7 protein-coding genes, 2 rRNA genes and 1 pseudogene are annotated in these 13217 nt (G+C 43.3%); all 10 read right to left on the bottom strand.

Annotation, left to right across the window (positions count from 1 at the left end; translation table 11 throughout):
- Window positions 1–288: 288 nt before the first annotated feature.
- Window positions 289–1392 (bottom strand): PIN/TRAM domain-containing protein, encoded by a 1104-nt coding sequence (locus G6R02_RS17415; protein ID WP_164670654.1) that lies wholly within the window; start codon window positions 1390–1392, stop codon window positions 289–291.
- A 205-nt stretch (window positions 1393–1597) separates the two neighbouring features.
- Window positions 1598–2971: a DNA repair protein RadA gene (gene radA, locus G6R02_RS17410; RefSeq protein ID WP_164670653.1), complete on the bottom strand. Its 1374-nt coding sequence runs from the start codon at window positions 2969–2971 to the stop codon at window positions 1598–1600.
- Window positions 2972–3664: 693 nt separating this feature from the next.
- Window positions 3665–6094, bottom strand: coding sequence for an ATP-dependent protease ATP-binding subunit ClpC (clpC, locus tag G6R02_RS17405; protein WP_164670652.1), 2430 nt, complete (start codon window positions 6092–6094; stop codon window positions 3665–3667).
- Window positions 6095–6109: 15 nt separating this feature from the next.
- Window positions 6110–7174 carry a protein-arginine kinase McsB gene (mcsB, locus tag G6R02_RS17400; RefSeq protein ID WP_164670651.1) on the bottom strand — a complete coding sequence of 355 codons (1065 nt, stop codon included), beginning with the start codon at window positions 7172–7174 and terminating at the stop codon, window positions 6110–6112.
- Complete coding sequence (gene mcsA / locus G6R02_RS17395) at window positions 7171–7704, bottom strand: protein-arginine kinase activator protein McsA (RefSeq protein ID WP_164670650.1); 534 nt, start codon at window positions 7702–7704, stop codon at window positions 7171–7173. Before mcsA ends, mcsB begins: the two co-directional genes overlap by 4 nt.
- A gap of 18 nt (window positions 7705–7722) precedes the next feature.
- Complete coding sequence (locus G6R02_RS17390; RefSeq protein ID WP_164670649.1) at window positions 7723–8190, bottom strand: CtsR family transcriptional regulator; 468 nt, start codon at window positions 8188–8190, stop codon at window positions 7723–7725.
- Window positions 8191–8401: 211 nt separating this feature from the next.
- Window positions 8402–8879: pseudogene (locus G6R02_RS17385) on the bottom strand (nucleotidyltransferase domain-containing protein).
- 77 nt (window positions 8880–8956) lie between these two features.
- Window positions 8957–9655: an MgtC/SapB family protein gene (locus G6R02_RS17380; protein WP_164670648.1), complete on the bottom strand. Its 699-nt coding sequence runs from the start codon at window positions 9653–9655 to the stop codon at window positions 8957–8959.
- A 331-nt stretch (window positions 9656–9986) separates the two neighbouring features.
- A 5S ribosomal RNA gene (gene rrf, locus G6R02_RS17375) occupies window positions 9987–10102 on the bottom strand.
- Between the two features lie 124 nt (window positions 10103–10226).
- Window positions 10227–13143, bottom strand: a 23S ribosomal RNA gene (locus tag G6R02_RS17370).
- Window positions 13144–13217: the final 74 nt, after the last annotated feature.

Genomic DNA, 13217 nt, shown 5'->3' with positions numbered 1-13217 from the left:
AAAGCGACAAGCTGTGCTTCCACCGAGTAAACTGCGAGTTGCGAGGAGTGCTGCTTCTCCGAAAATACGTACAACACGACGAGCACCAGTATATTCCAGCTGCGTAGCCAGAGAGCATCACTAAATGATTGAATCTGGTTCGCAGTTTATATCAACTACAAGGTAAAAACAACAAATTTACAAATAGAACCTTTTGTTAAAACAGTATGGCTAGCATCCTCTAGTATAACAAAAAGTGATAACATGCTAAGTTATCACTTTTTCCATCTTCTATAAGTTATACCTTTTTTACAGTGCTTTTTCAAGTAATTTTGGTTTGGCAAAAATCATTCGGCCGGCTGACGTCTGCAGAACACTTGTAATAAGTACTTCGATTGTTTTGCCAATGTAATCATGGCCTTCTTCCACAACAATCATGGTACCGTCATCCAAGTATGCAATACCCTGATTTTGTTCTTTACCATCTTTAATTACCTGTACCATTAATTCTTCACCCGGCAGGACAACTGGTTTTACAGCATTTGCCAGATCGTTAATGTTTAACACGTGTACACCTTGAAGATCACATACTTTATTCAGGTTGAAATCATTTGTCACAACGATTCCATTGATCACTTTTGCCAGTTTAATCAGTTTGCTGTCCACTTCCTGTATCTCTTCAAAGTCACCTTCGTAAATTTCAACGTCTACCGGCAGTTCTTTCTGAATACGATTCAGTACATCCAGTCCCCGGCGACCACGGTTACGTTTCAACACATCGGAAGAATCAGCGATATGCTGCAATTCACCCAGAACAAATTGCGGAATGACAATCGTTCCTTCCAAAAAGCTGGTTTGGCAAATATCAGCAATACGTCCATCAATAATAACACTTGTATCCAATATCTTTGCTCTTGGTTGATTCTGAGTCTGCTCGACTGTTTCTTCATCAGCAACTCTTCGTTTTTCGCGTTCTTTTCTATTAATATTTAATAAGTTCACGAACTCTTCTCTTCGTCTAAACCCGACTTGAAACCCAAAATAGCCTAGCAGAGTTGTAATGATTAACGGAATTACCTGTGAGACAAATGCAATATTAATATCCTTGAATGCAATATTAATCAAATAAGCTACAACCAGCCCAAGAATCAGCCCGAGACTTCCAAAAAATAAGTCGCCAACCGGCACTTTGATCAGTGCATCTTCTATCCACCTTAAAAACCCGACGATATAATCTGCAAGCCAATAAGAAAATAGAAATAAAATAATAGCTCCCAATATTAAGCCTGCATATGGGGATGAGACCCAGTTTGCATCGGTAAAATCTAACAAGTTAACAATATCCGGTACGTATAAATACCCAATGGTACCTCCACTAATGATAAAAAGTAAATGGACAATTTTTTTCAGCACCACTGTCACCTCCTATCTTTTATTATTACCTGATTTATAAAAATTAACCGTTGGAAAACGTAGAATAATGATTTTTGAGAAAGTGTAAAAAAATAACAGATACATAAACAATAGCATAACCACAAATAACAGTCAATTTAATAAACATAAAATTCTATCATACCAAGTATCAACTGTCAATCTAATTTTTCGACAAATTTCGAATTTATCTGGCTAACCCTGCTTCCATCGCCTCTTGTACGGAATTAACACCGATTACCTGAATAGATTCAGGTGCCGTCCAACCGTCAAGATTATTCTTTGGACAGATGACCCGCTTAAATCCAAGTTTAGCTGCTTCCTGGACTCGCTGTTCAATTCTGGAAACCCTTCTTATTTCACCGGTCAGGCCTACTTCCCCAACAAAAATGTCATCTGGCTTTGTTGGCTGGTCCCGGAAGCTTGAAGCAATACTTACAGCAATGGCTAAATCAATTGCCGGTTCATCAAGCTTAACTCCCCCAGCAACTTTTATATAGGCATCCTGGTTTTGCAGCATTAACCCGACACGTTTTTCGAGTACTGCCATAAGCAACGGAACACGATTCGTATCGATTCCGGTTGCCATCCGCCTCGGGTTCCCAAAGCTGGATGGTGAAATTAACGCCTGAATTTCAACCAGTACAGGCCTGGTTCCTTCCATCGAAGCGACAACTGTTGATCCAGCCGCTCCCTGTGATCGCTCCTCCAGGAAGATTTCTGAAGGATTCATGACCTCCCGCAGTCCTTCTTCCTTCATCTCAAAAATACCCATCTCATGTGTACTGCCAAAACGATTCTTAACTCCGCGCAAAATACGATATGTATGATGCCGTTCACCTTCAAAATAAAGCACTGCATCCACCATATGCTCAAGCATTCGCGGCCCTGCTATTGCTCCCTCTTTGGTTACGTGTCCAACTATAAAAATTGGGATTCCGTTTGTTTTGGCGATTTTCATTAATTCACCGGTACTTTCACGAACCTGGGAAACACTGCCAGGTGCACTTGTTACCTCCTCACGATAAATCGTCTGAATAGAATCAATTACTACAAAAGATGGTTTAATCTGCTCAATTTGATTAGCAATATCAAGTAAATTTGTTTCTGATAATACATACAGCAGATCCGATTTGATTCCAAGTCGGTCTGCCCGAAGTTTTGTTTGGCGAGTTGATTCCTCACCGGATATATATAGGACAGGTAATTGTTTTTCAGCCAGCTGGGATGAAATTTGTAAAAGTAATGTTGATTTACCAATTCCGGGGTCACCACCGATTAAAACAAGTGATCCGGGAACGATACCCCCGCCAAGCACACGATTAAATTCCTTCATAGTGGTAGTTATGCGAGGTTCCTTCTGTGTTTCAATTGCAGTAATACTTTCAGGCTTACTGGCTGATTTTGACTCCACACCTAATGTATGCCTGGATTTCATGCTTGATGCTTCTATTTCTTCTACCAGCGTGTTCCAATTATTACAGCCGGGACATTTTCCCATCCACTTTGCCGATTCATAACCGCATTCCTGACAAACATACTTCGTTTTTCGCTTCGCCAACTCTACCAATCCTTCCAATATATCTACTATTATATACGAAATACGTAACGTGAAAGTTACAGAATTCTATCAATTGAATAATAAAATTTACATAGTTATGCCACAAAACCATTTTACCATGTTTTCCAAGGCTGTTTTCGAAAAAATTACCGCATTTTGTGTCATTTCCGAAAATGATGTTCTGCTTGTAATTTCCATAAACTGCAACGTAACTTTATATGAGTGTTAGTCCACCGCTGCGGAAATACACTTCGCTTTCCGTGGGCGGCTGATGAGCCCCCTTCGTGCTTGCGCACTCAGTGGTCTCACCTAGGCCTTTCCTCCCACAGGAGTCTCAGCGTATTTCCTCCGCTGAGTTTTGTTCACTTTATCTTGGTAAATCAATAATTTTTAGTAACGGAATAGATTTAACCCTGTAAACCAGCAGCTGGAATATGTGAGACTCCTGTTCAGAAGTTCAAGCTAGGCGAGACCGTGAAAGTGAGGTACCAACTGAAGGGGATCGGCACAAGACCTTAGGAAAGCGAGTATATTCCAGCTGCGGTGATCAAAAAACCTTATTAATTGGATTTAGTTCGCAATATATATCAACCACAGTGGAAATCAATAACAATAAAACTGCCCTATCCAAAAAGCTGGAAGGGGACCCCTTCCAGCTTTTCCAGACTAATTTATTCTGTAAAATTACCATGCTTATGGCAATACAATAAATTCTCCTTTATTATTTAAGCCGATTTTCACTTTTTGACCTTTGGCAATTGTTTCTTTCAACAATTCCTCTGACAATAAATCCTCAATATTTTTCTGGATGGACCTGCGCAGCGGACGTGCGCCGTATTCCGGGTCAAAACCTTCATTGGCAATCTTTTCAACCGCTTTGTCAGTTAGTGTAAATTCAATTTCCTGATCTTTCAGTCGGCGCTGCAGTTGTTTAATCATTAGTGTGACAATATCTTTCATATGTTTTCGCTCTAATGAATGGAAAACAATTGTCTCATCGATTCGGTTTAAAAACTCGGGTCTGAATGCTTTTTTCAATTCTTCGGTTACTTTTGTCTTCATGTTATTGTAGTCCAGGTTTTCATCACCAAGATTAAACCCAACATATTTATTACGTTTCAATTCGTTTGCACCAACGTTGGATGTCATGATGAGAACGGTATTACGGAAATCAACTACACGACCTTTGGAATCTGTTAAGCGCCCATCTTCAAGTACCTGCAGTAGAATATTGAATACTTCCGGGTGTGCTTTTTCCACTTCATCCAAAAGTACAACAGAGTATGGTTTTCTTCGCACCTTCTCGGTCAGCTGTCCACCTTCATCATATCCTACATATCCAGGAGGCGAACCAACAAGGCGGGACGTGGAATGTTTCTCCATGTATTCGGACATGTCAATACGGATCATCGCCTCTTCATCAGCAAACATTGTTTCCGCCAACGCGCGGGCAAGCTCTGTCTTCCCAACCCCTGTTGGGCCAAGGAAAATAAACGAACCAATTGGTCGCTTCGGATCTTTTAAGCCGGCACGTGCCCGGCGAATAGCCTTTGAAACAGCGTCAACTGCTTCTTCCTGGCCGATAACACGGTTATGCAGTGTTTCCTCCATATTCAGAAGCCGTTCGCTTTCTTCTTTTGTTAATTGTGAAACCGGGACACCAGTCCAAACGGAAACTACATTCGCAATGTCTTCCACTCCGACTTCGGAAGTTTCCTGACCTTGCTTTTCTTTCCATTGTTCTTTGGTTTCTTCCAGTTCTTCACGTAAACGCTGCTCTGAATCACGTAATGATGCTGCTTTTTCAAACTCCTGGCTTTGAACAGCAGAATCTTTCTCTTTACGTACTTCTTCCAGCTTCTGCTCCAGTTCCTTCAGGTTTGGCGGAACGGTATAGGAGCTCAAACGCACTTTGGATCCTGCTTCATCAATTAAGTCAATTGCTTTATCCGGTAAAAACCGGTCTGTAATATAACGGTCTGACAGATTTCCAGCTGCTTCAATCGCTTCGTCCGTAATGGTGACACGATGGTGTGCCTCATAACGATCACGCAGTCCTTTTAAAATTTGAACTGTCTCTTCCAATGTTGGCTCATCAACCTGGATTGGCTGGAATCTGCGCTCCAATGCCGCATCTTTCTCAATATATTTACGGTACTCATCCATCGTCGTTGCACCAATACATTGCAATTCCCCACGTGACAACGCAGGTTTCAGGATGTTGGAGGCATCGATAGCACCTTCTGCTCCACCAGCACCAATCAATGTGTGTAATTCATCGATGAAAAGAATTATATTCGTCGCCTGGCGTATTTCTTCCATTACCTTTTTTAATCGATCCTCAAATTCACCACGGTATTTGGTGCCAGCGACAACTGTACCCATATCCAGGGTCATTACCCGTTTATCACGTAATGTCTCAGGAATCTCATTATTGACAATCTGCTGAGCCAATCCTTCAGCAACAGCTGTTTTACCAACACCCGGTTCACCAATTAATACGGGGTTATTTTTGGTACGGCGGCTTAACACTTGGATAACACGTTCAATTTCTTTGCTCCGGCCAATAACAGGGTCAATATTCCCCTCTTTGGCACTCTCTGTTAAATCCCGTGCCAAGGAATCCAATGTTGGTGTGTTGGCATTTGATGATTGCGCACCACGGCCTTGTCGCCCTGCCTGTGATTCATTACTTCCCAGAAGTTGAAGAACTTGCTGACGGGCTTTATTTAAGCTGACGCCGAGATTATTCAGTACACGTGCTGCGACACCCTCTCCTTCACGAATTAAGCCTAAGAGAATATGCTCTGTTCCAACGTAGGAATGGCCAAGCTTGCGTGCTTCATCCTGTGAGAGTTCCACTACCTTTTTGGCACGAGGGGTATAATGAATGGTTTGCATCGGCTGCTTCCCTACACCAATCAGTTTTTCAACTTCTTCCTGTATTTTTGGCACTTCTAAACCGAGGGATTGAAGTGCCTTGGCAGCAATTCCATCCCCTTCACGCACAAGTCCCAATAATACATGTTCGGTACCAATATTATTATGCCCCAGTCGTACTGCTTCCTCCTGGGACAAAGCAAGTACTTTTTGTGCTCTTTCTGTAAAACGTCCAAACATCATATATTTTCCTCCTACCTATTTCTCTAATTGCATCCGCTCTCGAATAAGTGTTGCCCGAAGAACATCGCGTTCATTAGGCGTTAGTGTTTTTTTGGCGTATTGCTGCAGGAAGCCTGGTTGGGTCAGGACCATTAATTCATTAAGTATATTTCGTGATACATTTTCAACAATCCCCAGGTCTATTCCCAAACGTACATTTGACAAACATTTTGCTGCCTCTTTTGATTCGATAATACGACTGTACTCCAACACACCATAAGAACGATAAATTCTGTCTTCCAGTCTTGTTTCTGACTGCTCCAAGATTCGTTTTCTGGCTTTGCGTTCGTGCTCGACTAACTGCCGGACAACACTTTGCAAGTCCTCCACAATATCCTCTTCTGATTTTCCCAAAGTAATCTGGTTGGAAATCTGAAAAATATTGCCTAATGCTTCACTGCCTTCACCATAAATTCCCCGAACTACGAGCCCTAATTGATTAATAGCCGGAACCATACGGTTGATTTGCTGGGTCATCGCAAGTGCAGGAAGGTGCATCATAACAGAAGCACGCATCCCTGTTCCAACGTTTGTCGGACAACTCGTTAAGTAGCCGCGCGTTTCATCAAATGCATAGTTGATCTTTTCTTCCAGCCAATCATCAAATTCAAACGCTTTTTCAAGTGCTTTTTTTATTTGAAATCCCGGAAAATAAAGCTGCACCCGGATATGATCCTCTTCATTAATCATAACCGACACTTGCTCATTTTTTGAGATAAGCGTTGCAGAAGTGTTGTCATGCTCTGCCAAATGGGGACTGATCAAATGCTTCTCAACCAGAACACGCTTTTCAACTTGTGTTAAGTTACGTATAGGAATGAACTGGAAATCCTCATAGTTCTGAAAAGATTTATGCTCATATTCATTTTGGATAAAATCACTGATGCTTTGAAGATCCGAGTCATTAGCCAAAATCGGATACGAATATTGGGAAAAGTTACGAGCCAGGCGAATCCGGCTGCTTAAAACAATATCACTATCAGGCCCATCTTCACGCATCCACGGACTGATTGCTTCGTTCATAAATTGCTGTAGGGTCATGTACGATCACCTCGCATTTGCCTTTCCAGTTCCTTAATCTTATCTCGTATTGTTGCCGCTTCCTCAAAAGCTTCATCCTCAATTAATTGCTGTAATTCAGCCTTATAGGATTCCACCTGTTTTTTCGTATGCAAATCCCCGCCTTTACGGGTAGGTATTTTTCCATGATGTTTCGTATTCCCGCTGTGGACACGACGGAAAATTGGATCAAGACGGTCTGAAAAGGTATCATAGCATTCGGCACAGCCAAATTTTCCAACCCGTTTAAATTCCGAGAATGTCATTTCACATTGTGGGCATTGCAATTCTTTTGTTTGATAGGAAGTTCCTTTTTTGCTTTCCACAGATGAGGTATCAAAATTAAATAGTCCGGATAATAAGTTGTGAAGCGCATACCCTTCCTCAGGATATGTCATGTACCCCTTTTCCTTTGCACATACTTCACACACGTGAACTTCCATTTTATTCCCATTAATAACTTGGGTAAAGTGAAGAGTGGCTGGTCGTTCATGGCACTCCTGACATTCCATCCGTCCTCTCCTCCTTTGCTATTTTGTTAAATATTTCAACGTCGTCAGCATTGAAGTCAGTACCCGTGCACGAACTTCATCACGCAAAGGTAATTTAAACGCAAGTATATTCCGGTCAATTGCACTCAGCATTATCTTTGCTTCACGTTCCGTAACAAGGTCTTCTTCAATCAGTCTTTCGAGTACATCTACTGCAGACTGCTGCGTTACTGTCGGATTTATCAATTCAATGATATCATCAATCAGTTCCGCTTTATCCTGATGCTTGATCCGGATAATTCGAATGTATCCGCCGCCACCGCGTTTACTTTCAACTATATATCCTTTTTCCACAGTAAACCGGGTGTTAATCACATAATTTATTTGCGATGGTACACACTGGAACTGATCAGCAATCTCACTCCGTTTAATTTCAATCGCATCCTGCCTGGCAGCCTCCAGAATTTGTTTCAAATGCTGTTCGATAATATCTGAGATGTTACTCATATACCCTCCTCCTCTTCATCCTATGAGCTACCCTTTTATGTCTTTCCTTGTTCTTCGTCTGGCTTTGACTTTGACTAACTTTGACTATACGTTTATTATACGTCAAATTAACAGAGATGCAAACCTTAAGACCTATCTTTATTTTAGACAAATTAAAGGTAAATAAACGTAAAACCAATATATGCAGTGCTAAAACTCTTTATTTGTAAAGCTATTTCTTACCTGACGAAAAGCCAGCAAATAATCGTCCACCATACTGTTCGATAATCGATTCAATTAATCTTATCACTTCTTTCTTATTACCCTTTTTATAAAAGTCATCAAACGCAGCAAAAAAATACTCAGTAAATTTTTCATCATACTCTTTTAATGCACGAACCACCCATTTCGAGGTTCCTGTCCATTGTCCATGAGGGTTGCGCACGTTCAATATCGCTTTCGAAAAAATGTTTATATGAAGTAAGGTTGTGCACAAAAACTTCTATCGCCCATTGATACTTTATTAAAGATTCCCTGTATGAAGATGGCTTGTTCGTATCAAATACAACAATATCCAGGTCAGAGGTATTAGTAGCTTCACCACGAACGACACTTCCGGCTAATAATGCACCCGGACTTTCCGGAAAATACGCAACTACAAACTTCTTAGCTGCATCTATAGGATTAAGTTTTTCATTTGCATCTCCCATAATCTCTCACCTGCATTCATGCAGAATTTATTTTGCATCGATGTAATTATCTTAAAGCTTCAACAACATTCCCAGTTCTACTTTCTTTCGATAATATTTTTGACCTGATCTATTCTTGATATTTCCGTAAAAAGAGACATCCGGTCCAATTCAGAATCTCGATCGATTTTAATAAATATATTTCGCAAATCGTCCTCAACACGTTCAATTTCCACTTGCTTAATAGACAAATTATATGATTCAAATACGGAGACTATATTATTAATTTTTAACCCGGGAAATGCTACTATTTCAATCAGAATAGATGACCGGCTCTTTTTAAATAATTTTTCAAAGTTATTTAAGAAAACCAGACTTAACAGAATAATTAATGTAGTAAATATAGCAGCGGCGTACATCCCTACCCCTACAACAAGCCCCAATCCTGCTACTGTCCATATGGAAGCTGCAGTAGTTAACCCGCGAATTGTCATTCCATTGACAATAATAGTTCCGGCACCAAGAAAACCTATACCACTGATAACATATGAAGGTATACGGGCCGGGTCAAAGCGAATGTTATCATATTGGTCAATTAATGCCTCAAAACCATATAAAGATAATAGCATCATTAAACAGGAACCAACACCGACTAAAATATGCGTACGGAATCCCGCTGAATGATTTTTTAACTCGCGTTCAAATCCGATTAGTCCTGATAGTATTAAGGCAATTAAAACCCGTGCCATTATTACTAAAAAATTCTCCCCAATAAATTGATTCATATATTCAACCATTTACTTCCTCCTCATCACTCCTATATATCGTTTAATATCTGCAGATGATAAAACCTCCACTTCAATTTTGGCAGGGCCATAACCCGGAATAAGTGGAGGCTGAATCATCCTTGAACAGAATATGGCTACACCATCACAAATCTCCGATGGTTTCTATAGGTAATCCTTTTTTCAGATTATCAGCAGAATCAAATGTTTATATTTTCAAAAAAAAGATTGTATACCATAATATTAAAATAGGGGTTGAAAAAATGCTAGTGAATAAATCCCATTAATTTCGTATATACAAAAAAGCTAAGATACAGTTTTTGTATCTTAGCTTCATCTTGTTGCCTGGCGGCGTCCTACTCTTGCAGGGGCAAAGCCCCAACTACCATCGGCGCTGGAGAGCTTAACTGCTGTGTTCGGCATGGAAACAGGTGTGTCCTCTCCGCTATTGCTACCAGACATATTCTTAATTTGAAAGACAAGATATATTATATGCATTTCCGTTAAAAAATGCAAGGGATTTTTTAATTTTTGTACCCTGAAAACTAAATAAGAGCTTTATATCAACGCCATCCATACTTTTTTAGTTAAGTCCTCGATCGATTAGTATCCGTCAGCTCCACGTGTCACCACGCTTCCACCTCGGACCTATCTACCTCATCGTCTCTGAGGGATCTTACTCACTCGAAGTGATGGGAAGTCTCATCTTGAGGGGGGCTTCATGCTTAGATGCTTTCAGCACTTATCCTTGCCACACGTAGCTACCCAGCTATGCTCCTGGCGGAACAACTGGTACACCAGCGGTGTGTCCATCCCGGTCCTCTCGTACTAAGGACAGCTCCTCTCAAACTTCCAGCGCCCACGACGGATAGGGACCGAACTGTCTCACGACGTTCTGAACCCAGCTCGCGTACCGCTTTAATGGGCGAACAGCCCAACCCTTGGGACCGACTACAGCCCCAGGATGCGATGAGCCGACATCGAGGTGCCAAACCTCCCCGTCGATGTGAACTCTTGGGGGAGATAAGCCTGTTATCCCCGGGGTAGCTTTTATCCGTTGAGCGATGGCCCTTCCATGCGGAACCACCGGATCACTAAGCCCGACTTTCGTCCCTGCTCGACTTGTAGGTCTCGCAGTCAAGCTCCCTTCTGCCTTTACACTCTGCGAATGATTTCCAACCATTCTGAGGGAACCTTTGGGCGCCTCCGTTACCTTTTGGGAGGCGACCGCCCCAGTCAAACTGCCCGCCTGACACTGTCTCCGGACCGGATCACGGCCCTGGGTTAGAATGTCCGTACAGCCAGGGTGGTATCCCACGGGTGCCTCCACCGAAGCTGGCGCTCCGGTTTCGATGGCTCCCACCTATCCTGTACAAGCTGTACCAACATTCAATATCAGGCTACAGTAAAGCTCCACGGGGTCTTTCCGTCCTGTCGCGGGTAATGTGCATCTTCACACATCGTATAATTTCACCGGGTCTCTCGTTGAGACAGTGCCCAAGTCGTTGCACCTTTCGTGCGGGTCGGAACTTACCCGACAAGGAATTTCGCTACCTTAGGACCGTTATAGTTACGGCCGCCGTTTACTGGGGCTTCGGTTCTACGCTTCGGCCGAAGGCCTAACGCTTCCCCTTAACCTTCCAGCACCGGGCAGGTGTCAGCCCCTATACTTCGCCTTTCGGCTTCGCAGAGACCTGTGTTTTTGCTAAACAGTCGCTTGGGCCTATTCACTGCGGCTCCTCCTTAAAGGAGCACCCCTTCTCCCGAAGTTACGGGGTCATTTTGCCGAGTTCCTTAACGAGAGTTCTCCCGCTCACCTTAGGATTCTCTCCTCGCCTACCTGTGTCGGTTTGCGGTACGGGCACCTATGAACTCACTAGAGGCTTTTCTTGGCAGTGTGAAATCCGGAACTTCGGTACTATATTTCCCTCCCCGTCACAGCTTGGAATTGTTGGACGGATTTACCTATCCAACTCCCTCACTGCTTGGACGCACACATCCATCGGTGCGCTTTCCTTATCCTACTGCGTCCCCCCATCATTCAAACGCTCATGAGGTGGTACAGGAATATCTGCCTGTTGTCCATCGCCTACGCCTTTCGGCCTCGGCTTAGGTCCCGACTAACCCTGAGAGGACGAGCCTTCCTCAGGAAACCTTAGGCTTTCGGTGAAAGAGATTCTCACTCTTTTTTCGCTACTCATACCGGCATTCTCACTTCCAGACGCTCCACCAGTCCTCACAGTCTGACTTCACAGCACCTGGAACGCTCTCCTACCATTGTTCGAAGAACAATCCGCAGCTTCGGTGATACGTTTAGCCCCGGTACATTTTCGGCGCAGAGTCACTCGACCAGTGAGCTATTACGCACTCTTTAAATGATGGCTGCTTCTAAGCCAACATCCTGGTTGTCTGGGCAACTCCACATCCTTTTCCACTTAACGTATACTTTGGGACCTTAGCTGGCGGTCTGGGCTGTTTCCCTTTCGACTATGAACCTTATCACCCATAGTCTGACTCCCAAGGATACGTAGCTGGCATTCGGAGTTTGACTGAATTTGGTAACCCGGTGAGGGCCCCTCATCCAATCAGTGCTCTACCTCCAGTACGCCTACCTTGAGGCTAGCCCTAAAGCTATTTCGGAGAGAACCAGCTATCTCCGTGTTCGATTGGCATTTCACCCCTACCCACACCTCATCCCCGCATTTTTCAACATACGTGGGTTCGGGCCTCCAGTCAGTGTTACCTGACCTTCACCCTGGACATGGGTAGATCACACGGTTTCGGGTCTGCGACCGTATACTATTTCGCCCTGTTCAGACTCGCTTTCGCTGCGGCTCCGTGTCTGCCACTTAACCTTGCATACGATCGTAACTCGCCGGTCCATTCTACAAAAGGTACGCCGTCACCCATTAACGGGCTTCGACTACTTGTAGGCACACGGTTTCAGGTTCTCTTTCACTCCCCTCCCGGGGTGCTTTTCACCTTTCCCTCACGGTACTGGTTCACTATCGGTCACTAGGGAGTATTTAGCCTTGGGAGATGGTCCTCCCGGATTCCGACGGAATTCCTCGTGTTCCGCCGTACTCAGGATCCACTCCGGAGGAAACACGCTTTCAACTACAGGGCTCTTACCTTCTTCGGCTGACCATTCCAGGTCGATTCATCTAACGTATTTCTTGGTAACTCCAATGGAGTGTCCTACAACCCCAGAAAGCAAGCTTTCTGGTTTGGGCTGTTTCCGTTTCGCTCGCCGCTACTTGGGAAATCGCGTTTGCTTTCTCTTCCTCCGGGTACTGAGATGTTTCAGTTCCCCGGGTATGCCTCTTGTGCCCTATGTATTCAGACACAAGTACTGCTCCATTACGAACAGCGGGTTCCCCCATTCGGAAATCCCCGGATCGAAGTCTACTTACGACTCCCCGGGGCATATCGGTGTTAGTCCCGTCCTTCTTCGGCTCCTAGTGCCAAGGCATTCACCGTGCGCCCTTCTTCACTTAACTATCTTACAATGAATAAGCGTTACTAATAAATTAGCCTTGCTTTTAATTGATGTCGTTGATTACTCTTATTTAGT

It is taken from the genome of Virgibacillus doumboii, assembly GCF_902806455.1.
Taxonomy (GTDB): domain Bacteria; phylum Bacillota; class Bacilli; order Bacillales; family Amphibacillaceae; genus Lentibacillus; species Lentibacillus doumboii.
The sequence above is the reverse complement of the archived record's forward strand: the minus strand, read 5'-3'. Positions and strand labels throughout refer to the sequence as shown.